The sequence below is a fragment of the Pseudoalteromonas sp. SCSIO 43095 genome, assembly GCF_023650455.1.
In the GTDB taxonomy this organism is placed as follows: domain Bacteria; phylum Pseudomonadota; class Gammaproteobacteria; order Enterobacterales; family Alteromonadaceae; genus Pseudoalteromonas; species Pseudoalteromonas tetraodonis.
Genome location: NZ_CP087995.1, coordinates 309,292 through 334,248, shown reverse-complemented (window position 1 = coordinate 334,248; position 24,957 = coordinate 309,292). Strand labels below are relative to the sequence as shown.

Below are 24,957 nucleotides of genomic sequence, written 5' to 3'. Positions count from 1 at the left end.
AGCTCTAAACTCATCGTTTCTAATTATCGTAAAAACTTTTTTTATCAAACCTGTTAGTTTGTTTTTTATACTCCCCTGATTTTCTACACTTGAATTAGTGTTCCCAAGCTTTAGCTTTATGATTTTTTAAAGAAAAATAATATAACCAACCTGAATATTGTTACAAATTAGAAATAAATATATTTAACTAATGTAAAGGCGCTTATGAAAACCCTCAAGTATTCCTGTTTATTTTGACACTTCCTATGACACATTAAGTACTTTTATCTATCACTTATTTTGTTTTAGATGTTTAATTTAGTAAATCTCTACCTTTTACTTGTCTTAAATAAATTTCAACTGTTACTGCTCTTAATATTTTATCACTTTTATTAATGAAATTTGAGTCTAAATGTGGCTTTAGATATTTTTCAGATAAGTTTTCATTAGTTAGTTTTTTATATTCCGCAGTATCACAATTCAAAAGGTTATCAATATATTCTGCAACACTAGAAGAGCGTATCCACGATCTATAATCCGTATAAACCTGCGTAGTCTTGATACCCATTATTGTTTTAAGCTCTCTAATAACTTTATTGTAAGCACGAATAGTTATATTTGGTGTAATAGTTAAACCTGCCGGCTTACCAGTTTGTTGCCAAGGAATATCTTTAAAAAATTTAGGGAAAAACTTTTGAAGCATTGATGCGTATAACTTATTATTTAACCGATACTCATCAGGGAGAGAGTAGATCAACTCAACACAATCATTATCAAAAAATGGTTTGCGTTGCTCTAGAGCGATTAGGGAGTTAACAGTACCCATATTAATTAACCGTCTGCCCCGCGACATAAATAAATAAGGATCTATATGGTTAATATTATAAAAATCAGAATCGAAACTTTCATCCTTAGTATTATGGTAATAGGATTCAACAATGTTTTTATTTATTTTTCTATTTAAATAGTTATCATTTTTAAAATAGCTACCACCGAAAATTGCATCACCTAAATAACCATTTAAATTGATATCAACATTACTAGCAATATCATCAATAAACTCGCCACCATGCATATGCATCATGTCTTTCATACCATCGGTATTCCAAACTTTTTCAAGTCGTGGCTTAAACCAGTTTTTATTGGTAAAGTGGTATTCTTTGTGATTCCAATGTGATTTTGAAACCACCGTTTTAGCAATAGTAATATCATCACAGCCGTCAATACCAAATGTAAATGCACTACCTTTATAATCAGGATATAAATGTTCAACCGCTGCAAAAATAACCCTTGAATCTAAACCACCGCTTAAGGTTATACCTATTTTTTCTTTAGGATCGAATCTTCGCTCAACGGCTTTAATAAAGCGTTTTCCTAACTCATTAACAGCGTCATCAAAAGATATAGATGATGGCTTTATTTCTGCCCAAGTCCAATAATGATATTGAGAAACAGTATTTTTTTGTAAATCTAACGTAATCACGGTTGCTGGTTTAACAAGCTTAATGTGCTCAAACCAAGTGTGCTCCCCCAGCAAATAACCTAAATCCATGAAGCATTCAAAGCTTGTTGAATCTATTGTTTGATCTATATTATCTAAGGATAAAATAGCTTTAACCTCACTTGCCCAAGCAAACTGTCCTTTGTTCCAATACCAGTAAAGCATTCGCATTCCGTAGCGATCTGAAATTAGTTTGACTTGTTTTTTATTTTGATCATAAATAACAGCACAAAAGTAACCATCTAATTTATTCAAAAAGCTGTCTAATAGATTATGGTGATATACAAACAATAAACATTCACTAAAACTTAAACTCTCTTCATAGCCGAAGCTACTTGCTAGCTCTACATGATTATAAGTCTCGCCTTCTATCCAAGCAAAAACTCCATTACTTTGTATAGGAGAATTCTTTTCACCTATTTTATTAAGATGAACACGAGAAGCAGCTATTGATACATCTTCAAACAAATCATCTTTTTTAAAGTATGGATAAAGCATCATTGATTTTTGCACTGTCTCAATAGATGCAGTTTGATCTTTTTTTGTAAAACCAAATATACCTGGCATAACTAGTCCTTTTTAAAACTTTTAAACAATGGCTTTTCAACCAAAAACAAATAGGGTGCATAAAGCATGAAACAAACAACGCCTGCTAATAATATACGTAAAATTGGTGCTTCTAATTGAGCGAAATGTACAGATTGTTTTGCAAACCAAGCAATTGTTATTGTAACTACTACAACTTTACTAAAATGTAAAAAAATACCTAAATAGGAGATCCGCCCAATTTTAGCAATTAAAACGTGCCAAATTACGCCAACGGTTACAGATAGAGCTAGCAGCGTAAACGCTACTGCTTCAACTGTTTGAAAATACGAAAGAACAATAAACAGTGTAACAGAAACAGTAGAAGCCCAAAAAACATTCCACCAAAAGCCAACATCTGCACGACCTAAAGCTAAAATCAAAGCACCACCGGGGTTACCTAACGCCTTTCCAATCCCCACAAAAGCTAACACTGTAACTAATAGAGCTGTTTGTTCCCAACCTTTTCCAAAAACTATCAACACAACATCATTAGCGAAGAAGGACAAAAAAGCCAAAATAGGTACCGTTAATAAACTCAATATTTTTACGCTCAAACTGTAGTATCGATTTAAAGCTTTAGGATCATTTTGAACTTTTGCATAAACGGGGAATGCAACCTTATTAACAACAGGGTTGATTTTGGCTAATGGAAATATAATTAACTGCCACGCCATGTTATAAAAACCAACTGCTTGAAAACCAACCATTTTACCAATTAACAATTTATCAATGTTTGCGCTAATATAATTGACAGACTTTTCGCCCATTTGAAATAAACCAAAAGAGTAAAATCCTTTCATCTCACTGTGTTTATATGAAAAGGTAGGGACGTGATGATTTTTCAACCCCACATACAAGAACAATATACTTGAAGTAAGCGCTTGTGTAAGCATTGAAAAAACCAATGCATACACCCCCCATCCACTATAAGCAAAATAAACGGCCACTATAAAGGACAATGATGCTGTAACCACTTCAATTTTTGCCATTAAATTAAACAAAAGCTCTTTTTGACACAAAATACGATACTGGTTACCTAAAGAAACAATAATAAAAACAGATGACAGTATTATAAGAAGATTATTCAGCCTTGCTTCTTCATAAAAAGAGGCTATTAATGGCGCTAGTACAATCACTAGTAACGCAAGTAAAGTACCCGATATAATATTTAGCCAATATAAGCTAGACAATTGACTATTACTTATTTTTTGCCTATGGATTATTGCATTACTAACACCCATATCCATAAAGGCTTGAGAAAAACCAATAACAACCATTAAAATAGCCATTAAACCAAAGTCGGTAGGATCTAGGTAACGAGCTAATATTGACAACTGCAATAATTGTAAGATTGTTACTATTACCATAGATGTAGTTGTCCATTTAACGCCTGAAATGGCACTGCTTTTTAAAGACATAAACAAAAAACACCAAAAATATACATATAAATCAACTATTGGGTTGCTTTTACATATTAATCATACTAATTACTACAATTGATATGTACTAAGTTAGACTGGAACCGAATTATTCAAATAAACTCTTTAATTGGTTCAAATAATTTGACTTAGAAAAGTACTCTTTTACCACTTCAATGTTTTTTTCTTCATTTAAAGAATCTAAGCTATTAAATTGTTCTACATCTCTGATATTGATACCTTTTTCTTTAAAAAATTGCCATTGAGTAGTATCACTTCTGATATATACGGTTTTACCTAACCCTAATAAAGTAATAGTATTTCCCATTGCTTGTTGGCGATTATGATTGAAAATAGCAATGTCAATTCTGCCTAAAAAAGCAAGGTATTCATTAAAGGGGAGCATGTCTGTGAGCGGTTTAAATTTATCACCGAACCACTCTCTTCCTTGCTCTATTATTTTCTTTGCATACTCTTGTGAACCGTAAGATAATGGTAAATATATGCATATATTTTTATCTTTGTAAGGTAATAATTTTTTTAATACTTCTAAATGGTTATTACTTGAGCAAGCAGAGTTACCTACCTGAATATTAATCGTCTTACTGCTATTTTTTGGCACTTTATACTCTTGATACAAATTACTAGTGTACATTAAGCATTCATGATATTCGCCTTTTGCTTTATACCACTTTCGAGCAAGAGCTACATCCCCATCTATATACGTAACCAAGTGACCTATATTTTTAATTACTGGACGTCTGAAAAATTCTTTTATTTTCCACTTCCAATTTTTGCAGCCAAGCTGATATGTGTACAGATCTCCTCCCCACATTACCCAATAACATTTATTGAGTAACCACGGAGTGAAAAATAGTATTTGCACTAACTTTATATCGAATAAACCATGCAAAATAATCTTATCAGCTTGATGCATTTTTATAATCGCTTGAAAATAATGCTTTAATCTAGCTAGAAAGGTAGTATTTGATAGGCTTATGTTTTTAGCATCAATTAAATCAGCAGCGGCTACTCCAGTAGTTAGCAAAAACTCATGTTCATCAAAATTAAATTGCTCTCTGACAAGCTGAACAAAAGGAGGGATAAATTTATCGCATCCAGCAATATGTAATATTTTTTTTGTCATTTACCACTTAACCTAACCATATATCTGAATATAATTAAAAGCTTAAAGCTGCTGTAATCACTTTATCTTGCTCTTCTTTTGTCATTCCATAATACAGCGGCAAACGTACTAGCTTTGAACTCTCTTGGGTTGTATAAGTATCTTTGCCTGAAAACTCGCCAAACTGTTTTCCTGCTGGGCTTGAATGTAGTGGGATATAATGAAAAGGTGTCGTAATATCCTGCGTTTTCATATAACTAATAAATTCATTTCGCTCTTCATTTGAGCTCAATTTTATATAAAACATATGCGCGTTATGCGTTAATGAATCCGGAATATGAGGTAGCTGTTCAGCCTTTAGTTTCAGGCTGAGTTTATTGTAATAACGTTCCCATATTGATAAACGGAAATTATTTATCGTGTCTGCTGCTTCAAGTTGAGCATATAAATACGCAGCTTGTAACTCGCTTGGTAAAAAGCTCGAGCCTATGTCTTGCCATGTGTATTTATCGACAATACCATGTAGGAATTGGCTACGGTTTGTTCCTTTCTCACGTATAATCTCAGCTCGTTCAACCAACTTAGGGTCATTAATTAAAATAGCCCCACCTTCACCACCCGACGAGTAGTTTTTAGTTTCATGAAAGCTATAACATCCTATATGACCAAGAGTCCCTAGCGCTTTACCTTTATAGGTAGACATTACGCCTTGTGCTGCATCTTCTACTACCCACAAGTCATGTTTTTCTGCGATAGCAAGTATTGTATCCATTTCACAAGCTACACCTGCGTAATGTACTGGCACTATTGCTTTTGTTTTAGCCGTAATCACAGCTTCAATGAGTGTTTCGTCAATATTCATTGTGTCCGGACGAGCATCAACAAATATAATTTTTGCACCACGTAATACAAACGCATTCGCTGTAGATACAAATGTATATGAAGGCATTATGACTTCATCACCAGGCTGAATATCAATTAAAATAGCGGCTAACTCAAGTGATGCGGTACACGAAGGGGTAAGCAATGCTTTTGCTGTATTTAATGTTTCTTCAAACCATTTTTCGCACTTTTTAGAAAAGTAACCGTCGCCGCATAGCTTGTCTGATGCAATAGCTTGCTCGATATACGCTAATTCTGTACCTATTTTAGGAGGAATATTAAAAGGAATCATTTTTTCTCAATTTTATACTAACTAACAGCGTAACGCCTGCAATGCATACAGGCTAGTGATCTTCAACATGTAGACTAACTTGCTAAGCAGGTGCAATCATACATGTTTATGGTAATCTACATTCGTTTCAATTATTTTAAACCCAAGGTTCTGATACAAAGAAAGTACCCCATTATTTGCAGCAGATATATTAGTAAATACCTTACTAACACCTTCGCTTTTAAAATAACTAATTACTGAACCCCAAAAAAATGGAGAGTGCATTTCAAAACCTTTTTTACTCCCCCCAAGGATTAAACTAACCTGTTTACGCTCATTGACTCTGTAAATCATAAAGGAAATTATATCACCAACATTTGACTTATTGACTAAACACGAAACATCTTGATTGGCAAGCTCATTAACCCATTGGTACATTCTAATATCTGAGAGATGCTTCTGAATAAACGGGTCTTCATGGAATCTAGAAAACTTAAACATATCACGTGCTATCTCTGCTATCTCCTTAAACTCACTTTTTTTTGCCTTATTAACCGGCAGCATCCTTCTTGAGTAGAGAGGCGGTAGTGTATATTCATGTAATTTACCAAGCGCAATTCTGAAGCTAGTTTCACATGCGATATAACCACTTTTAAATAATAACTCTTTAACTACAAAATCATTAGCTGGAAATCTACCATATATAAGCTCTGCATTACAAAAAGAGTTATTATTCAACTCTATTTGAGTACTCTCGATATTTTTCGTTTCAATCTCTAATATCTCAAATGTTCTTAGTTTGAGTGCAGATTCATCCCATGGGGTATAGCGCCCTCTAATCATACTTATCCCCTCAAGCAGTACTACCAGCGTCAACTGTTAACGTTGTCCCCGTTACACCTGCTGCGTTAGCCGATAGTAAATATAACGCAGCAGATGCAGCATCATCTACACTTGCTAATCGGCCTATACAACTTCTTCTTTTAATCTTTTCAAGCTTGTCACCTTGAAGACCATCTGTCATGCTGGTTTCCATATAACCTGGTGCTAAAGTATTAACCGTTATCCCTACCTTGCCAAGCTCACGTGCTAGTGACTTGGTAAAACCTCCTAATGCTGACTTAGTTGCGCCATAGACGCTTAAACCACTGAAGCCAGTCGAACCAATAATAGAGCCAACATTAATTATTCTACCGGCCTTGTTAAGCAACATTGCGCGTGAAACATATTTTGTGAATAAAATAGGGGCTTCAATATTAACTTTAATGCTTTGAGCTATGTCACTTTCATGCATTGTACCTAACACCCCATCATTACCTATAGCGGCGTTATTTATTAGCCCGTAAGGCCGGCCATGCTCTGTAGTGATTTTTTTTACCAGCTTAGATATATTCGTTGTATCTGAAAAGTCATACTCATAAAAAAACAATTTATCCGAGTGCTTTAGCTGTAACACTTTAAACTCTTCAGTTAAAGTTCTGCTCACTGCAATTACTTTGTAGTCGTTAGTTAAGAGTTGATGGCATAACGCTAAACCTAAGCCTTTACCCGTACCTGTTACAATAACTGTTTTTTCCATTTTAAAACCTTATTAATTTACCCGTTGAGTTAGTAGCAATAGTTTCAACAAATTTCAGCAACACCGGTACTTCGTGTGTTTCTAGCTCATCTTTACATAATCTTAAAATATTCGTTTTTAGATCTTTGGTGTTTAAACTTTTTGCAGAGTCTTCTAATACAACTTCCGCACACACTATCGTACCTAACATAGAGTTACTTTTACCAAACACTCGAGAATAACTGACACTATTACATTGATTTATAATCGCCTCTATTTTTTCAGGCATTACTTTATTACCACCAACGTTAATGGCACCGCTACTTCGACCTAAAAATATCACACGCTCATCAATACACTCGACAAGATCACCCGTGTTTATGAAGCCCTGCTCATCAATATCTACATGCCCAGCCAATAAAGCACTATTAGAACGCTCACTTCTAATCCAAAGCTCTTTGTTTATTATTTTGAGACTTATACCTAACTCACTATTTGCTAATAAGTAATTAGCAGGAAAACCTTCCTTGTTATCCTTAACAGCAAAACCAACACCAGCTTCGGTTGAAGCATATATATGTGTTATTTTAGCCGTAGAATACTTATGCTGAAGAGCATTAAGTATACTTTGAGTGCTTATTTCTCCACCTAAAGTGATTTTTTTAAGCTCTAATGATGAAGCGTTTTCTGTCATTAGGACTTTACGCCAAAAAGAAGGCGTTGCAGATACTGAGTTTACTTGGTTAAAACTAAATATATTAACAATGTCACTAATTGAATGTTCACATTCGCTAATTGTAAGCACTGAGCCTGCAGCGACAACTTGTAAATATACTTGCAAACCTGCAAACCTATTCAAGTCATAACATAACCCCCAGTTATAAATACTACCCAACTCAATGTTTTTTTGAGCAGTACTTATTAGTCGTTCTAAACTAAACGACACTAACTTAGGTGTACCTGTAGTTCCTGAAGTAGCTAAAAGCCAGCCATGTGATTGTTCAATTACACTCACAGTGTTCAGCTTTTTAATAACGATCTCATTGTTAGCTTTTAAAGTTATGATATATTCAATTTCAGCGTTTTCATAAAAGCTACTGGTTGTATCTTCATCTAAATCACTTGCTTGTAAAAAAATAGTTTTAGCTAAACTATCAATCGCAGGTAAATATAAAGCTAAAGAGAGCCTATCGTTTGAAGTAACAGCGCAATTCTTGTCTTTTAAAAAGCTATACCTTTCAATAAACTCAAAAGTAATCTCATTTAATTGTTTATAGGTTACTGACCTATTTTCAGCTTTAATAAAACAGCGTTCCAAAGGCACTAAATTTATATAATCTAAAAGCTTATTAAGCATTTGCCTGCTCATAAATTGCAACAAACTCACCAAATGTAGTCGGGTACACTGGCTCTTCCATTATTTGGAAAGGATCAATATCAAGCTCCTCTTCAAGTAAAGCTACTAAAATAGCAAATCCTAATGAATCAAGGTCTGTTTCAAGTAGTATTTGATCATCTTTTATATCTACATATGTTTTTTCTTTATCAGTTTGCTCTAATGCTTCATTAAATTTTTCTAGAATAATAGCTCTCATAATTTACCCTTATATATAAAACTCATTATAATATTCAATTGCTAATAAAACACAATCATAAATAAACTCATGTATCTCATAATTTTAATTAATATTTTTTGTTTTTTGCTACTTTTTTTGTTTTAACCATCAAAAATGACTACTCTATATTTATTAATAACAAAAAAGCCGCTTTTCTTAGCTCATTATAGTAAGCGGGACCAATTAACTTACCGCCCTTACAGTTTGCTCTCAATAATTTCTAATAGATATTTTCCATAGCTATTTTTGATAAAAGGTTGGGCTAATTTTGTAACTTGTCGCTTTGACAGCCATTTATTATTGAATGCAATTTCTTCTAGGCAGGCTATTTTATAACCTTGGCGTTTTTCAATTGTTTCTACAAATTGAGCAGCTTCAAGCAAGCTTTCATGCGTGCCAGTATCAAGCCAAGCAAAGCCTCGACCAAGTATTTCAACATTAAGTTTGTTCTGTTTTAAATAAATTTCATTTAAACACGTTATCTCTAGCTCACCTCTATGCGAGGGCTTAACTTGTTTTGCTATTTCTACAACTGAATTGTCGTAAAAATATAAGCCCGTGACAGCAAAGTGTGATTTTGGCTTATCTGGTTTTTCTTCTATAGAAATTGCTTTTTTGGTTTCATCAAACTCAACAACACCAAAACGTTCTGGATCTTTAACTTGGTAACCAAAAACAGTAGCACCTTGACCATTTTTAGCATTCTCTACAGCCTGTTTTAATTTAGGTGTAAAGCCTTGTCCATAAAAAATATTATCTCCAAGTACTAAACACACATCGTCATTACCAATAAAGTCTTCGCCTAAAATAAAAGCCTGCGCTAAGCCATCGGGGCTTGGCTGTACTGTATAGCTAAGCTCAATACCAAATTGTGAACCATCACCTAATAATCGTTTAAATGATTCTTGATCTTCAGGTGTAGAAATAATTAAGATTTCACTTATTCCCGCTAACATCAACACAGAAAGCGGATAGTAAATCATTGGCTTATCATAAATTGGGAGTAACTGCTTGGATACACCCATAGTAATAGGATAAAGGCGTGTACCGGAGCCTCCGGCAAGGATAATTCCTTTCATGCTATTTTCCTTTAGCTGTCATATTTATTTCGCCCAGACGCTCACGTTGATATGAACCATCTTGTACGTTTTGACACCACGTTTGATTATCTAAATACCATTGAACGGTTTTACGTAGGCCTGTTTCAAAGGTTTCGACCGGTGTCCAGTTTAGCTCTGCACTCATTTTTGATGAATCAATAGCATAACGTCTATCGTGACCAGGGCGATCTGCCACGTACGTTATCAGTTCGGAGTACGGAGAACCTTTAGGTACTAAAGTATCTAAAATACTACAGATGGCTTCTACTACTTCAATATTCTGCTTTTCGTTATGGCCACCGATATTATAGGTTTCACCCACTTTGCCTTCGGTTACTACTTTATATAGGGCCCGTGCATGGTCTTCAACATAAAGCCAGTCACGAATTTGATCACCTTTTCCGTAAATTGGTAACTCTTTGCCTTCTAGCGCATTAAGTATTACTAATGGAATTAACTTTTCAGGAAAATGGTAAGGGCCATAATTATTAGAGCAATTTGTAACAATAGTCGGAAACCCATATGTACGTAACCAAGCTCGCACTAGATGATCGCTAGAGGCTTTGCTTGCTGAATATGGGCTACTTGGTGAATAAGACGTTTGCTCGGTGAATAATGGAAGATCACCTTCTTGCTCATCTGGGTGTGGAAGGTCGCCGTAAACTTCGTCAGTTGAAATATGATGAAACCGAAAAGCTTCCTTTACTGTATTAGTTAATGTATTCCAATATTCTCGAGCTGCCTCTAAAAGGTTATAAGTGCCAACAATATTAGTTTGTATAAACTCTGCAGGACCAGTTATAGAGCGATCTACATGGCTCTCTGCAGCTAAATGCATTACTGCATCGGGCTGGTGTGTGGCAAACACACGATCAAGCTCTGTACGGTTGCAAATATCAACTTGTTCAAATGTATAACGTTCATCATTAGATACACATTCTAGTGATTCTAAATTACCTGCATAAGTAAGTTTATCAATATTAATAACTGAGTCTTGAGTATTCTCTATAATATAGCGAACGACTGCTGAACCTATAAAGCCTGCGCCGCCTGTCACTAAAATTTTCATTTGAATCCTTTTATTCTATTAGGGCATACATAAAAATCTGGAAAATATAACTTGCTCTACATGGATTTATTCAAATATATCCACGTAGAACTTTATACTTTAAGTGTTCTTCATAATATCTTGAATAACTGATGTTCTAAAGTTATCGCATCCAGTTTTTATTAAAAAAGTAAAGGATAAGCTGCAAGAGGCAGGTTTCCGAGACATTCATGTGTTCGTACTTCATTGTAATATAATCGCCAGAACCAAGAAAACCCTCTTACTTGACCGATATTCTAAAACAAGTAAGCATCAAGAAATCCCTGTCGGAATACCTAATTAAACCGCTACACGAAGCAATTCTATTGTAGCTTGCCCGACTGAATGTTTAATATATCTATATTGTGCGCTTCGCATCAGTCTGTTAATGCCTCTGAAATAAGTTAAGCTATTATCCAAACGCAACTAGCTGGTTGCCCACGTTCATCTTTCAATTGGTCTAATACGCGAGCTACACGGCAAGCAGCTAATAAAGTGTCAGCTTTTATAGTTAAACAATCTAGCATTCCTTCATCACCACATTCAAAGTTATGAATCGTTACCGCAATAAGAGTGTCATGCATAAACTCGAGTGCACACTAATGACTAGCTTGTTCTGCACCTCTAAAGACTGAGGAATATGCTGGATAACACTCATTTTGTTTATTGTTTCAAGTTCAAACTAATCTGATAATACACTCGGTAAATTTGCTTATGGTTGAAAGAAAAACCTTTAAAATATATCAGGCAAAGCATCTCAAAGAGCCTCTCGAAGCGAATTCTCTACCACAACACTTAAGAGTGTCAATGACAATAGCATCAACTTTTCTCAATACCGCAGTGAGGGGTAATTCCCCTATTTTTAATGGAAGCCAGCTGTAGAATTTCCGTTGGTTGAATTTTCAGTTTTTGTATTGGTGTTATACCACACAACCCTATGTTAGGTCGTTCATTATTATAAGTCCACAGCCAATCAGTCGGTCTGTCTTGTAACTCACTAATATAATTGTAAATATAATGACTCAGCCAGTCGTAACTAACTGTTCGATTGAAGCTATCTATATAGACATTTGGGCTATTTAAGCGTTTCCTTGGCTTGATACACAAGTTTAACTCAAGCTCTCGGTAAATCCGGTAAACTCACTTGTGGTTCAATTTATACGGCTTTACATTGTGTAAATATAAAAAGTACAACCCAAAACCCCAGTTACGGTTTTATTCAATTAGCTCGAGTAACAGGTCTGCTATTTTTAGATTTTCATTTCTTAATATCAGTGTATAACAAAAACAAGTTTCACTAATAATAAAAGTACGACAGGCAAAGGCAATACTCATTTTATTTGTGCTAACGACTTCATGCGCCAATACTTTACTTTGCGCTCAGTAGCCATTACTACTTTTTTACCATGGCCTCTTATATGACCTCAGATTTTAGCCGCTCCTCAGCATACATTTTCTTTAAACGGCGATTTTCATCTTCAAGCTCTTTCATTCGTGTCATTAAGGACGAATCCATGCCGCCGTATTTAGCGCGCCATTTATAAAAGGTTGAATTGCGCATACCATGTTCACGGCATAGCTCAGGAATGGGCACTCCGCCTTCGGATAGCTTCAAATAGCCAGGTTCTGACTGTCTGTAAAATGTGCTTTTTCATAATTTACTCTTGTGTTTACAATAAGAGAAAATTCTACATCTGGCATCTATTCTTTTTCGGAAGGATTACCGATCTGAGATTCGGTATAGCATATTTTTTTCATAGTCATCTCCTGAGTTAATCATTACAGAAAACTCAAATTAAGCCCGTCTCCGTTTAGAGAAAGTAGATACAATCTCCGCTACTATTATAATAAATGATTATTTAATCCTATAAAAAAAAAGATTATAAAAGTATCTCAGAGGACTTTCCGGAAATATTTTAGACTTACTTTTTAATATTTTAACTACTGTACTAAACAAGCACCTATAACCAAATTTAATCGAAGTTAGAATATAAAAAATTAGAGGATGTTGATATTTCCTTAAATTTTGTAACTTTAAAAATTTATTTGCTCTTATAGCAACGTCTAAGCGAGTAAAGTGCCTTTTATTAGTCGGTCTAGATAATCCACCTGCATCACCACATACTGAATATATTTTTTTTTCACTAATAACTATTTTTTTAGCGTTACAATAAGCCCTTAAAGAAAACATAACATCGTTTGAAACAAGTGTTTCATCAAACTTTATGCTTTTAATGCTATCTCGTCGGTATAGCTTGCTCCAGGGTACAATAAACTGTGTTCCAACGTGATTCAAATCATCACTTTCCAATAGTAAAGCATATTTTACATGTCTATTGCATGCTGTTCCTGAAAGGTTATGTGAAGTCGGCGGAAAAAAAACAATATCCCCATCCTCCTTGAAGTAACTAGCAACTATTGAATAGTAACCCGGTAAAAACACGTCATCCGCATCTGCAAATAGTACCCATTCACCATTACTTGCAGCTAAACCGATATTCCTACAAACACCAGCTCCTTTAACATTTGTGTTATTTACCAAATTTACAATGTTACTATAGTCACTAAGTTCTTCTCTTTTATAGGGCTTGGTACTATTATCATCAACAATTATAATCTCTATATCCCTATAGTTCCCAATACTTTTAATTAACCTATATAGTAAGTCAGGTGAATTATAGTGAGGAATAATTATAGAAAGCATTATCTAAACCTCTTATAAATATAAGAAATTAATACTCTCACACTATAGAATGCCCTAATCACTATAGAAGATACTAATATACTGTAGCTTTTATGCTTTGTTTTAAATAGCATTTTCCAAATAGCTAATATAAAAGTCAGCCTTTTTTTTAAGCTTCCACCTAGGTTACCTCTAGATACAGGAATATCAACCCTATACAAGGCTAACTCTTTATCAACATGTATAAAACTAGTCATTGCTAATAGATCAAAATAGAAAATTAAGTCTTCTCCCCAAGGAGAGTTATTACACATCAAAGTAAAAGCCTCTCTTTTAAGAAACAACCCGGACATTGATGGGAGTATATTATGCCGCAGTAACTGAAAATGATTTTTAATATATTTTACTTTGAGAGTAGATTTTTTCTCTCCCACTTCTGTTTTATTAACTTTATATTCCTCACTCTTAACAGGCTTTGTATTACCATAAAGGAGCAATATATCCCTACTATCTAATTTATCAATATTTTCGATAATATACTTAAAGCCGGAAATGTTTATAATGTCATCAGCATCAACTAACATAAACCACTCAGCTTTAGAAAGCATAACACCCTTTTTTCTTGTAGCTTCGGGACCTCTGTTTATTTTCTCCTGACTTAAAATAAATTTACTTCGTGCACCTTTATGCTTTTCAATAAAGGATTTTACCAGGTGGACTGAAGCGTCTGTTGAGGAGTCATCAACAATAATTACCTTGTTAAATAAGCTCCAAACTTCTTCCAACTGATTAAGCAATTCAATTATATATTTTTCTTTATTAAATAATGGGATTATTATATCAATATCGCGTTTCATCGAACTCTCTTTTTCTGGTATATGGTAAGTATACCCAGTAACATCCATGGTGCAGGGTGACCGATTACACTACTGATCAACAAACAAAAAATAGTAAAATACTTATATGGTTTCGCTTTAAAAGCTACCTTTAAAGTAAGCAAGTAAATTATAAAAAAACTAAAACCAATTAAGCCTACGTCAAGTGCGAATGCTGCTAGGTAAGCTGTTGGCCTAACAGGACACAATAATTGGCCGCAGGTATACTTAAAGTAGCCAATTGAATATTCATCAATACCCATAGCTTTCATTGCCAAAAGTGACGACTGCTCCCAATTACCAACTCCATAACCAAAAAAAGTAGTTAAGCCCTGATTATAAGATGATATAACACTAACGCCTCTAAAGCCTGAATTAATAACTAAGTACTCAAATGATGTAAATAGATCGTCTAAAGACATTAATCCAATAATGATCTGTATAGACCGCACGTTACCATAATCAACCTTACCCCCGTCATATAATAAGTTCAGCAAAAAAATAAGCGCGATAGTTGATGTTGCATATAAAGCTATATTTATTAGATTCTTAAACTTAATGTGCATAAATGACATAAAAACCAAATATACTATTAAGCCTAAAGCTGATTTAATGATAAACACAATAAATAACCCAACAAAGATATCTTTCAAAAAATTATTGCGACCATTGTCTAGAAATCTAAACATTGCGTATATAAAAATAAATTCGTAAGCAGCTCTTGAGGGCTCTGTAGATAAGATAGAAACCCCCCTACTGCCAACTCCACTTCCCCCACCCCTTTCTTTTAATAGAGCTATAATTGGATCAAAAACCACTCCAAAACCAAGTGTTTGTAGCAAGCCTACAATTATGTAGAAGAACAAAATAAAGCGCAGTAGCTTCTTGAACCATATTAAGTTATCAGTTTTATTCAAAAACCAAGCTAAGGTAAAAATTATAAAAGTTGAATTAATGTATGCTAAAAAGCTTCTAGTTAATTGTCCGAGATGCTCTCCCTCAGTTAAGTATGCCGCGTATAATGCACTAAGGCTAAATATAAAAAGTAATAACAGGAATGCTTTAGAGATTTTATTATAGATAATTACACATAGCAGAGTAAAAAATAAAGCCCATGGAAATACCTCTGCATCAATTAACCTAAAAGTTATCGATGGAAAGAATAACATTATACAAAATAACCTAAGTAAGTATGTATTGGTCACTGATATATTTAAGTTACTCTGAATAAGAGAAGGTGAGAGTTTCATATTATAAATATTAACTCTATTTTAGATACTTCAGAAGAGCATTATAACAATATATAGCAAAGTAATAACTTGTCATCATAACGCTTAATTTCATCTCTTTCCTGTAAAAAAGCCACTGCCATTTTAATATTTCCAGTTTATCTTGTGTCATGCCTGAGTCCACCCTGTATAGAGCTAACGCCTCATTAAGGCAATATGCTCTCTCAACATCTTTTAGGATATTTAGCCATAATCCCATATCCTGTCTTTTTCGTATTAAAGGCATGTATTTTTTGCCTAGCACTTCTGTATCATAAATCGCAGTTAAACAACCAATAACATTGCCACCCAAAAGCTTACGATAAGTTGTATATTTTGGAGGAGTAATTATTGCTTTCTTTTCATTACCTTCAACTTTTTGATAGGCCGTAAAAGTAAATGCATAATTATTTTTTTGCATAATGGCAATTTGTTTAATTAGCTTTTCAGGTAACCATTGATCATCAGCATCTAAAAAAGCTATAAAACGGCCTTTAGCTTGCTTAATAGAATTATTACGAGCAACCCCCGCCCCACCATTTTCTTTATTTACAAAAAGCTTAATACGACTATCTTGATTACTGTATTGTTTAACTATTTCCTGAGTATTATCATTTGAGCGATCATCTGTTATTAACAATTCCCAGTTTTGATAACTTTGCTTAACAACAGAATCAATAGATTGCGCAATATATTTTTCTGCATTGTATGCAGGCATGATTACTGAAACTAATGGTTTTTCCATTATCTTCCCATCCCGAACAACACAGTTTTCACAGTTAGCAATAAAATTTTAATGTCTAACATAGATGAGTGGTGCTTAATATAATGAATATCGTATTTGTGCTTCCAAATCGCATCTTCAACTGAAGCACCATAAGGGTAACTAACCTGTGCTAAACCGGTAACCCCAGGTTTAACTGCATGCCTAAAGCGATAATATGGAATTTCTTTCTCTAAGTCCCTAATAAATACCTCACGCTCAGGCCTTGGTCCTACTATCGACATACTGCCTTGTAATACATTTATAAGCTGAGGTATTTCATCTATCCGTGTTTTTCGGATAAATTTACCTACCTTAGTCACTCGTACATCATTCTTTGATGCCCATTGCGCCCCGTTCTTTTCAGCATCACTGCGCATAGATCTAAACTTATAAACTTTAAATTCTTTATTATATTGACCTGTTCGTTTTTGCTTATATAAAACAGGTCCGGGACTTTCAATTTTAATTAAGACTGCAGCAATTAAAGCCAAAGGCAAGGTGACGATAAGTAGCAAAATAGAACTTATTAAATCTATGAAACGCTTAGTCACTTGAGTTCGTTTATTTGACAATATTGAAAATGCTTTTTGATGCAAAAAATAACTACTGTGAAGTAAACGTACCTCAGTATACTTTAAACGCTCATCTAAATAACTCACAAGCGGCTCAACCCAAGCACCACATTCTGTTGCATTAACCAAAAACTTGCGCTGTTCTTTAGTCAAATGTGCACTTTGGTAATGACACACTACTTTCTGAGTGAAATCATGAATTGAATAATCATTGATAACAATATCAAAGGAATAATCATTAATAATACTTCCAATTTTTTTAGCACTTTCTGGAGGACAAAACACATAAATAACACTTTGTTTAAGCGCTTCTGATTTAGATTTAAAACTATTAGTAATAAAAACAGGTTCCATTACATCTAAGTTACTGGCGGAAGAGTGCTTTTCAGCTTCTACTGTTTTAACTTCCGGACTCATAGTTGGCCTTCCATTTATATAAATTATTTAATGTACAATTCGAAAACTTTCAAATAAAAAGCGCATTTATAAATCAACTTTCTAAGTTTAATTAAATTAAAAGCTCAGTTCTAAATTGAATTTTTGCAGTTTTATATCTCAGTTTTATTTATATGCACTGAGACACTTTTTTCTAAACTGAGACAGTCAATTTTAACTATCTCATTGTAATTGCTTGTTTTTGTACTTTTATTTAAAAGTGCCCAATAGGCCCTCTATATATCTAGGAATTAGGTTCTAGGCTTCGGGCCGCGAGCCCATAGTTCTGAGCTCTAGTCTTTATCCTTGGCTATATAGTGTCTGATCAATACTATCATTACACTTAGCATTCCGCCTAAAAGAACACCCAGTACACAGATTAATGCACGCTTAGGTTTAAACTTTTCTTCAGGCACGAGCGCTGCATCAATCGTTTTAAATACATATTCGTCGCGTACTTTAGCAAACATAATTGTCTTAGTTTGCTCTTCAACTAGCTTATAAAGTACCGCACGGATATCGGCTATTTTAGTTTGTTCTAGCTGTTGGGTTAAAAAGTCAGTGCTTTTTATAGCCTCTTGCACATCTCGCTCTTTCATGGTTTGGTTAATATCTTGTATTAACCAGCTAACCCATTGCTGGGCAACACTAGGAGATACATGCTCTACCGACACGGTAACCATACCGCTTTCTTTATCAGTACTTGCACTTATTATTTTGCTAAAAACCTTAAACGCTTCCTGCATAGATGGCTCTGGTTTAAAAGGCGCTTTAACCTCACGCACCCATTTACTGTTTTCAGCATCGAATATTTCGCTATCATAAATAACTGTATTCGTTTGCATATCCCACGATTTAGCTGCCATCAAGTCGGCTAATATACTGTGCTTTTGAATGAAGTCACTGGTAAATTGGCGTGATTTTAATACCTCAATGGCTAATTGTGCCTTATTACTCGAACCACCACCTAAATTTACACCTGCTAAACTCGCTAAACCACCGAACTGCCCAGCCAATGCACTTAAGCCACCGCCACCTTCTTGCTCCGCTGGTGCAAGAAGTGCCTCAGACTTATAAATATTAGGTTGGTTAATAGCATAAATAACCGATGCAACAGCAAACAGGGTAGTTATTGCAATTATTATCCACTTACCTTGCCATATTACCGCAAAGAGCTCACGTAAATCTATTTCATCGTCAGCGATGTTGGGGTTTTGCATTGGTGTATTATTTTGCATTGGCTCGTTATTTTGTAATGTACTTGGGTTGTTCATATGGGTCTCGTGGTTCTAGTAAGTGGCTTCGGGCCGCGAGCTATTGGCTAAGAGCTATTTTTAATGACCGTTATTAATCTGCTTAGCATCTTTGCAATAACCTCACATTCTTCGAGAATATAACCTGCTTTTAAGCTATTGATATATCCTAATTCTGAAGCAATCATAACTTGTGTTTTTAATTCGCCTATGGAGCCTTTGGCAATCCATAAAAAGCGAGTTTTTTCTTTTTCAAAACCTCTTTCCATCCCCTCTGCAATATTGCTAGGTACAGAAACAGAGCATCTACACATTTGATCTTTTAGACCATAATCCTGGAGCTGCTGAAAGCTTTTATAAATTAATAAACTTAACTTAAATGCTCTTTGCCAAACTTCTAGATTTTCGTATTTCATTTTTAACTCTAAAGTAATACTTTAAAGTAAAAATGTAGCAGGTTTTAGCGTTTTTACAGTTAGTTAATTTTAGAGCTTCGAGCTTCGAGCTTCGAGCTTCGAGCTTCGAGCTTCGAGCTTCGGGCTTCGAGCTTCAGGCTTCGGGCTTCGAGCTCTAGGCTCTAGGCTCTAGGCTCTAGGCTCGTCGCTGTAAGCTTATCTAGCCCTTCAGACACGCTTCACGTTCCAGTTCGTCGCAGAGCTCCTCTTGCTCCTGCTTGATGTAAACTAGTACACATAATCACTTAAGCAATTTAACGAGTTAAACTATCCGCAAGCGGCGTTAAAAACTTTTTATTTAGAACAACTAAACTACAAAGCTTTTGCCTTGCTATCGTAAAGTTTTCCTGGCCTAAAATAGCCCACTCTATTACGGGTACTAGTTTCAAACTACTTGCTTGTCTAGCCCTTCGGGCACGCTTCCGCCCCTAGGTTGCAGTTCCTACGGTCTGATAAAAAACAGGTTTTAGGTTCTAGGCTAATGCTCATAACCTTTAAGTAAAAACCTGCGGGTTAAAGTCCCGATTTAAAAATCATTTTAAACCACAGAGTACATTGAGGCGCTGCACGCTAACACAGAGAAGAAAAGCTTATATTGAGAAAAAGCCTTTAACTTTGATCTCTTCCTCTGTGTTCTCTTTACCCTCTGTGGTGAATAAAATCACTAACAGACGCGACATAAAGTCGCTGCTACGTTTGCGAGGCGTAAAGCCCCGCTTTAAAAATCATTTTCAACCACAGAGTACACCGAGGCGCTGCGCGCTACACTGAGAAAAAGCTTGCTGAAAAATGACAGCTAATAACTGCTCTTTACCCTCTGTGGTGAATAAAATCACTAACAGACGCGACATAAAGTCGCTGCTACCTTTGCGAGGCGTAAAGCCCCGCTTTAAAAAACATTTTAGCTGCGAGCCACGGGCTACGAGTTTCGAGCCCTAAGCCCTTAGCCCTTAGCTAATAGCCCACAGCCCGATACCCGTTGCTTATAACCCTATATTACAGGCTACCTATCGCGGCTACTGCTACACCTAATTGATACAGTATTTGCGTTGCTGTGCTCCACAGCGTTAGCTTATCCATGTGCCCAGTGTCCATAGGTACTACTATGGTGTCGCCTGGCTCTAGCTGGTCTGAGTTATTAACGGCAAACCAGTTACCTGCGCTAGGTATTTTAACCGAGCCGTTGGCTTTTATAATGTAAATACGATCGTCATCAGCACGCTCTTTTAAACCACCACTTAGCTCTAGGTAGTCGTCTAGGCTAACGCCTGCTTTATATAAGTGAGTAGTTGCATAATTAACCTCTCCCACTACGCTGATAGAGTCGCGCTTACTCGGTACATAAAGCGTATCACCATCTTGTAGCACTAGTGTTTGCTGGTTTTTAGCAATTAGTGGTAGGTCGATAACTAAACGCCCTACAGCTTCAACACTGGCTAAGTCGTTAAGTAGTTTGTTCATTTCGCCGTACGAAAGCGCACTACTACTTATTGAATTTTGAAAGCTTTTTGATGCTACATCGCGGCGTAGTTCAGTAGCTAAACGGGCTAGTTGTTGTTGCTCTTGCTGCTTAACCGATTGGCGAATAAACACCGCTGCTTTTTGCTCGGCAAAGTTAGTAAAGCCACCGGCACGGTTTAATAAATCGGTTAGTGTTTCGCCGCGGCGAATGGTGTACGTACCCGGGAATAGCAACTCACCTTTAAGGGTTACTTTTACGTTTTCTTGCCAGTTAGGAATGGTAAAAATATTTAAGCTGTCTTTACTTTGTAATTTAAGGCCTTGTGCATTGCCACTCAATACTTGAGCAAGGTCTATATTAATGTGCTCAACATTTGAAGCATCGCCATTTACCATACGGGTAATTTCGGCTTGTTTGGTATAAGCCGACTCCAATAAACCACCTGCTGCTGTGATTAAATCTGCTGCTTCAGCATCTACTGTTAATGGGTAAACGCCTGGGTAAGTAACACTACCATTCACCTCAACTAGCTGAATAGCTTGCTGAGTAGACGCTTGTCGCTTTAACTTTTTAATTATTGGTGCTAACAAATTATTACGGCTATAAGGTGTATAGCTAGCAGCACTTAGCTGGTTACTATCTCCTGCTTGGCTAGCAGCTTGCTCAATTGTGGTATCTTTTTTAGTGCCTGAGCCCGTTGCTGCTAACGTTAACTTTTCATCACGTTTTTCTTCAAATTCACTAAATATAAGTATTTTGTCGTTAGCGTTAAGGATTAAGTCGTTTTCACTATTTTTAACAATAGCTAAAGCTACATCAAACTGATGCACTTCTATGTCACCATTTATGTTTATTTCGCGCACCACTAAGCCATAGCTTAAATCGGCTTGTGGGAGCAAGTCGCCACGTACCGACTTAAGTACATCAGATATGCGTTTACCTTGGTGCCATTGGTAACTACCAGGGCGTACCACAGCACCGACCAAGTTAACTGAGTTTTTATATTGTGCGCTTATGGTGTTAAAACGAATACGGTCGCCGTCTTGCGGAATGTAATTAATTTTATTTGCCGAAAAGTCTACGGTTAGTACTTCTTTACGGTTGTTATTAAAGCGCTCTACTAGTGCATTTTTAGTATAGGCACCGGGCTTTAAGCCGCCAGCCATTGCCAGTAGCTCTTTTGCTGTTTCGCCTTTTTTAAGCTCAAAAATAGCAGGGCGTTTAACTAATCCTTCTACTTTAACTTGTGCGCCCACCGAAGGTACAAATACCACGTCGCCGGGTTTTAAAATAATATCGTTACTGCTATCACCGTGAATAAGTAGGTCGTATAAATCGAAATTAGTAACTACTTTACCAGCCCGCTTAACTTGAATATTACGTAATGATGCAATATCCGACACTCCACCACTTACAAATAAAGCATGAGACACTGTAGTAAGCGACGACACACTGTAACTTCCTGGTTTGTATGCTTCACCTAATACCATAATACGCATACTGCGAAGTTGACCAAGCGAGACAAACGCTTTTACACCTATAACTTCTTGCTCTACTTTTAACTTAATTAACTGCTTTACCTCAGAAAAAGTTAAGCCAGCGACTTGTACCGGGCTCAAATCAGGGATGCTAATGCGCCCTTCGCGATCAACAATAACTTCAAAGCTCGCGCTTTCTTTACCATAAAAGTTTATTAATAGCTGATCGCCTCGGCCAACTAAATACGTATCGGGTACTGCTGACGTTTCGCTAGGCATGAAGGTAGTTGGTTCACCGGCAAAAAGTTCATAACCAAATGGCTTAACTGTATTAGGGTTTTGTTTTGCTGGTTCTGCTTTTGCTGCTTGCTCTTGTTGTACTAAACGAGGACCGATTGTTGGTTCTTCAACTTGAGGTTGATTACTTGATTGGCTTGACCCAGTTATTGCCGATAGATCAACACCGTACTGCTTTGCCAATGCCTGCTGCTGAGACTTTGGTAATTTTTTAAATTGCTCTATTTGCGACGCACTCGGAGTGAATGCTAATGCACTAAAGCTACATATTAATACTAAAGCACTAAATAAGTGTTTAAAAACGTTCACGAGTAGGTATTTCCCTAGGTCTACAACAAGAATTGCTGCGTATTGTACATTATTATTGGACAAATAAAAAAGGGACTTTTGCCCCTTTAGTCATTTAAATGTCATTAACCTGGTATTATTAGTTAAAAACTGTAAACCAGTGTTAGCGAGGTCTCAGTGTCGGTGCTTTCTTTGTCATCAGCAACATCTGAGTTATTGGTTATATTATAGGCCACTTTCATTTGCAGTGAGCCATTAATTTTAGTAAGTAGCGCAGTTTCTGAGCGAGTTTTGGTATTAGTATCACCGTACTCCACTGATACTAACTGAGTAAAGCGCGCGTTGTCTGAAATTTTCCAGCTAAAGTCTACTTTACCTAGCGCAATCACTTCGCCTTCGTATTCACCCGCTAGTGAGTTGCCGTTTTCATCAACCTCTTCGCTTACATCTGGGTATTTAAAGTACTTATAACCTGGACCAATTTCAGCATTTAGTTTCATGTTTGACTCGTTTAGTAAACGTAAACCATAACCTGCTGAAATAACCGACTCACTTCGGTATGCACCAAAGTAATCAGAAACATGCGATCCGTAAATAAATAAATGAGCGTGCTTTTCGTTTAATTTGTAATTACCCTGCGCTGAAATAGAGTACTTTTCGTTAGTACGCTGTTTTTCTTTGCTGCCGTCGTCGTTTTCTACTTCATCTTCTTTGTAGATGCCGTCTAACTTATACTCGTTATTCCAGCTTTCTAAGTTATGCAATACTTTAATACCGCCTTTTAACGTGGTTGTTTCGGTATTACCGCTGGTAATAATAGCGCCTACTTCGCTGGTAACTTCCCAGGTTTTTTGCTCATCTTCTGATGCAAATGCATTGGTTGTAGCTGAGGCTGCTACTAAAATTGATAAAAGCTTAAGTTTCATTAAAAAAATAACCCTATAAAAAATGTATTAATACCTATTAAAAAGGCAACGCGCATATTAATAAATCGAATTTGAGCGCTGCCTTAATAAATAAGTATTTTAAAAAATTAGTCTTGCTTGTGTAAATGTACATCCATTTGCGGGAATGGAATGGTAATGTCTGCGTCGTCTAACGCTATTTTAATGTTTTCTATTAACGACCAGTATGTTGGCCAGTAATCTTCTGAGTTAACCCAAGGGCGTACGATAAAGTTAACGCTTGAATCGGCAAGTTCAGAAACTGATACATTGTATGCAGGATCTTTTAAAATACGCGATTCGTTATCTAGTACTGATTTAAGTACTTCTTTTGCTTTTCGTAAGTCGGCGTCGTAGCCAACACCAATCACAAGGTCAACGCGGCGTGTTGATTCGCGCGAGTAGTTAATAATTGCATCTGACATGATTTTTGAATTAGGCATTACAATAACTTTGTTATCGGGTGTGCGCATTTCTGTTGAAAATATTTCGATTTTTTTAATCGTACCGGCTTTACCGCCAGCTTCAACGTAGTCACCTGATTTAAATGGGCGAAGTAGAATAATTAATACGCCTGACGCAAAGTTAGATAACGACCCTTGCAGTGCTAAGCCAACGGCTAAACCTGCCGCACCTAAAATAGCAATGAATGATGTGGTTTCGATGCCAATTTGTGACAGCGCCATTAAAATAGTGGCTGCAAATACAATGGCATATACAATACTAGAGACAAACGATGAAACCGCTTTATCTACTTTTTTCTTGTCGAATGCTTTTTCGGTTAACTTTGCACAAAATTTAGCAATTCGTCCGCCCAGTAAAAATATAACAAGCGCTATGACTGCTTGAATACCGTAGTGTAAGATTAAGCCTGAATTTTCATTCAGCCAATTGAGTATTGAATCCATATTAACTCCTGATAGTGTTATTAAACAGTTTAGCGGTGTTGTTTATTGTATTGTAAATCTTTAATACATGTTTGCAACAGCGTTTTACGAGGTTCGAGGTTCGAGGTTCGAGGTTCGAGGAATTTAAAAACTTTACGATTAATATCG

Annotated in this window: 20 protein-coding genes and 1 pseudogene; all 21 read right to left on the bottom strand. The window is 35.8% G+C overall.

The window, feature by feature from the left end:
* Positions 1-292 precede the first annotated feature (292 nt).
* The 21 genes and pseudogenes from LOC50_RS01555 to LOC50_RS01455 all read right to left on the bottom strand — a co-directional run bounded on the left by LOC50_RS01555 (position 293) and on the right by LOC50_RS01455 (position 24,810).
* A complete protein-coding gene (locus LOC50_RS01555; RefSeq protein ID WP_250653494.1) occupies positions 293-2,047 on the bottom strand; it encodes an asparagine synthase-related protein in 1,755 nt (584 codons plus the stop codon).
* Positions 2,048-2,049: 2 nt separating this feature from the next.
* Positions 2,050-3,486 (bottom strand): MOP flippase family protein, encoded by a 1,437-nt coding sequence (locus LOC50_RS01550; protein ID WP_250653493.1) that lies wholly within the window; start codon positions 3,484-3,486, stop codon positions 2,050-2,052.
* A 109-nt stretch (positions 3,487-3,595) separates the two neighbouring features.
* Positions 3,596-4,633 (bottom strand): TDP-N-acetylfucosamine:lipid II N-acetylfucosaminyltransferase, encoded by a 1,038-nt coding sequence (locus LOC50_RS01545; RefSeq protein WP_250653492.1) that lies wholly within the window; start codon positions 4,631-4,633, stop codon positions 3,596-3,598.
* Between the two features lie 34 nt (positions 4,634-4,667).
* Entirely contained in the window at positions 4,668-5,786 is a 1,119-nt protein-coding gene (rffA, locus tag LOC50_RS01540) for a dTDP-4-amino-4,6-dideoxygalactose transaminase (protein ID WP_250653491.1), read from the bottom strand.
* A 96-nt stretch (positions 5,787-5,882) separates the two neighbouring features.
* On the bottom strand, positions 5,883-6,608 hold the full coding sequence (locus LOC50_RS01535; RefSeq protein ID WP_138595482.1) for an N-acetyltransferase: 726 nt from the start codon (positions 6,606-6,608) through the stop codon (positions 5,883-5,885).
* Between the two features lie 10 nt (positions 6,609-6,618).
* A complete protein-coding gene (locus LOC50_RS01530) occupies positions 6,619-7,344 on the bottom strand; it encodes an SDR family NAD(P)-dependent oxidoreductase (protein WP_138595480.1) in 726 nt (241 codons plus the stop codon).
* 1 nt (position 7,345) lies between these two features.
* Positions 7,346-8,680 (bottom strand): AMP-binding protein, encoded by a 1,335-nt coding sequence (locus LOC50_RS01525; RefSeq protein WP_250653490.1) that lies wholly within the window; start codon positions 8,678-8,680, stop codon positions 7,346-7,348.
* Entirely contained in the window at positions 8,673-8,918 is a 246-nt protein-coding gene (locus LOC50_RS01520; RefSeq protein ID WP_138595476.1) for an acyl carrier protein, read from the bottom strand. The genes LOC50_RS01525 and LOC50_RS01520 overlap by 8 nt, the downstream gene beginning before the upstream one ends.
* A gap of 218 nt (positions 8,919-9,136) precedes the next feature.
* The gene (gene rfbA, locus LOC50_RS01515) at positions 9,137-10,018 is read right to left on the bottom strand and encodes a glucose-1-phosphate thymidylyltransferase RfbA (protein WP_250653489.1); all 882 of its coding nucleotides are present in this window, start codon (positions 10,016-10,018) and stop codon (positions 9,137-9,139) included.
* A gap of 1 nt (position 10,019) precedes the next feature.
* Entirely contained in the window at positions 10,020-11,108 is a 1,089-nt protein-coding gene (gene rfbB, locus LOC50_RS01510) for a dTDP-glucose 4,6-dehydratase (protein WP_250653488.1), read from the bottom strand.
* Between the two features lie 921 nt (positions 11,109-12,029).
* Positions 12,030-12,827: pseudogene (locus LOC50_RS01505) on the bottom strand (transposase); the annotation flags it as partial.
* 154 nt (positions 12,828-12,981) lie between these two features.
* On the bottom strand, positions 12,982-13,830 hold the full coding sequence (locus LOC50_RS01500; protein ID WP_250653487.1) for a glycosyltransferase family 2 protein: 849 nt from the start codon (positions 13,828-13,830) through the stop codon (positions 12,982-12,984).
* A complete protein-coding gene (locus LOC50_RS01495) occupies positions 13,830-14,666 on the bottom strand; it encodes a glycosyltransferase family 2 protein (RefSeq protein WP_250653486.1) in 837 nt (278 codons plus the stop codon). The genes LOC50_RS01500 and LOC50_RS01495 overlap by 1 nt, the downstream gene beginning before the upstream one ends.
* On the bottom strand, positions 14,663-15,853 hold the full coding sequence (locus tag LOC50_RS01490) for a hypothetical protein (RefSeq protein WP_250653485.1): 1,191 nt from the start codon (positions 15,851-15,853) through the stop codon (positions 14,663-14,665). Before LOC50_RS01490 ends, LOC50_RS01495 begins: the two co-directional genes overlap by 4 nt.
* Before the next feature lie 97 nt (positions 15,854-15,950).
* A complete protein-coding gene (locus tag LOC50_RS01485) occupies positions 15,951-16,697 on the bottom strand; it encodes a glycosyltransferase family 2 protein (RefSeq protein WP_250653484.1) in 747 nt (248 codons plus the stop codon).
* On the bottom strand, positions 16,697-17,707 hold the full coding sequence (locus LOC50_RS01480; RefSeq protein WP_250653483.1) for an exopolysaccharide biosynthesis polyprenyl glycosylphosphotransferase: 1,011 nt from the start codon (positions 17,705-17,707) through the stop codon (positions 16,697-16,699). The genes LOC50_RS01485 and LOC50_RS01480 overlap by 1 nt, the downstream gene beginning before the upstream one ends.
* A 311-nt stretch (positions 17,708-18,018) precedes the next feature.
* Positions 18,019-18,999, bottom strand: a complete 981-nt coding sequence (locus LOC50_RS01475; RefSeq protein ID WP_250653482.1) for a Wzz/FepE/Etk N-terminal domain-containing protein — start codon at positions 18,997-18,999, stop codon at positions 18,019-18,021.
* 47 nt (positions 19,000-19,046) lie between these two features.
* Positions 19,047-19,394, bottom strand: a complete 348-nt coding sequence (locus LOC50_RS01470) for a four helix bundle protein (RefSeq protein ID WP_008131632.1) — start codon at positions 19,392-19,394, stop codon at positions 19,047-19,049.
* A 1,035-nt stretch (positions 19,395-20,429) separates the two neighbouring features.
* Positions 20,430-22,979, bottom strand: a complete 2,550-nt coding sequence (locus LOC50_RS01465; protein WP_250653481.1) for an SLBB domain-containing protein — start codon at positions 22,977-22,979, stop codon at positions 20,430-20,432.
* A gap of 122 nt (positions 22,980-23,101) precedes the next feature.
* Positions 23,102-23,884 carry a DUF481 domain-containing protein gene (locus LOC50_RS01460; protein WP_250653480.1) on the bottom strand — a complete coding sequence of 261 codons (783 nt, stop codon included), beginning with the start codon at positions 23,882-23,884 and terminating at the stop codon, positions 23,102-23,104.
* A 107-nt stretch (positions 23,885-23,991) separates the two neighbouring features.
* Entirely contained in the window at positions 23,992-24,810 is an 819-nt protein-coding gene (locus tag LOC50_RS01455; RefSeq protein ID WP_250653479.1) for a mechanosensitive ion channel family protein, read from the bottom strand.
* Positions 24,811-24,957: the final 147 nt, after the last annotated feature.

What these genes read in the sequence shown, in the direction of transcription:
- LOC50_RS01535 (WP_138595482.1), bottom strand. Translation starts at nt 6,608, where the DNA reads ATGATTAGAGGGCGCTATACCCCATGGGATGAATCTGCACTCAAACTA.
- LOC50_RS01555 (WP_250653494.1), bottom strand. Translation starts at nt 2,047, where the DNA reads ATGCCAGGTATATTTGGTTTTACAAAAAAAGATCAAACTGCATCTATT.
- LOC50_RS01550 (WP_250653493.1), bottom strand. Translation starts at nt 3,486, where the DNA reads ATGTCTTTAAAAAGCAGTGCCATTTCAGGCGTTAAATGGACAACTACA.
- LOC50_RS01520 (WP_138595476.1), bottom strand. Translation starts at nt 8,918, where the DNA reads ATGAGAGCTATTATTCTAGAAAAATTTAATGAAGCATTAGAGCAAACT.
- LOC50_RS01460 (WP_250653480.1), bottom strand. Translation starts at nt 23,884, where the DNA reads ATGAAACTTAAGCTTTTATCAATTTTAGTAGCAGCCTCAGCTACAACC.
- rffA (WP_250653491.1), bottom strand. Translation starts at nt 5,786, where the DNA reads ATGATTCCTTTTAATATTCCTCCTAAAATAGGTACAGAATTAGCGTAT.
- LOC50_RS01485 (WP_250653484.1), bottom strand. Translation starts at nt 16,697, where the DNA reads ATGGAAAAACCATTAGTTTCAGTAATCATGCCTGCATACAATGCAGAA.
- LOC50_RS01500 (WP_250653487.1), bottom strand. Translation starts at nt 13,830, where the DNA reads ATGCTTTCTATAATTATTCCTCACTATAATTCACCTGACTTACTATAT.
- LOC50_RS01470 (WP_008131632.1), bottom strand. Translation starts at nt 19,394, where the DNA reads ATGAAATACGAAAATCTAGAAGTTTGGCAAAGAGCATTTAAGTTAAGT.
- LOC50_RS01480 (WP_250653483.1), bottom strand. Translation starts at nt 17,707, where the DNA reads ATGAGTCCGGAAGTTAAAACAGTAGAAGCTGAAAAGCACTCTTCCGCC.
- LOC50_RS01545 (WP_250653492.1), bottom strand. Translation starts at nt 4,633, where the DNA reads ATGACAAAAAAAATATTACATATTGCTGGATGCGATAAATTTATCCCT.
- LOC50_RS01525 (WP_250653490.1), bottom strand. Translation starts at nt 8,680, where the DNA reads ATGCTTAATAAGCTTTTAGATTATATAAATTTAGTGCCTTTGGAACGC.
- LOC50_RS01455 (WP_250653479.1), bottom strand. Translation starts at nt 24,810, where the DNA reads ATGGATTCAATACTCAATTGGCTGAATGAAAATTCAGGCTTAATCTTA.
- LOC50_RS01495 (WP_250653486.1), bottom strand. Translation starts at nt 14,666, where the DNA reads ATGAAACGCGATATTGATATAATAATCCCATTATTTAATAAAGAAAAA.
- LOC50_RS01530 (WP_138595480.1), bottom strand. Translation starts at nt 7,344, where the DNA reads ATGGAAAAAACAGTTATTGTAACAGGTACGGGTAAAGGCTTAGGTTTA.
- LOC50_RS01490 (WP_250653485.1), bottom strand. Translation starts at nt 15,853, where the DNA reads ATGTTATTCTTTCCATCGATAACTTTTAGGTTAATTGATGCAGAGGTA.
- rfbB (WP_250653488.1), bottom strand. Translation starts at nt 11,108, where the DNA reads ATGAAAATTTTAGTGACAGGCGGCGCAGGCTTTATAGGTTCAGCAGTC.
- LOC50_RS01475 (WP_250653482.1), bottom strand. Translation starts at nt 18,999, where the DNA reads ATGAACAACCCAAGTACATTACAAAATAACGAGCCAATGCAAAATAAT.
- rfbA (WP_250653489.1), bottom strand. Translation starts at nt 10,018, where the DNA reads ATGAAAGGAATTATCCTTGCCGGAGGCTCCGGTACACGCCTTTATCCT.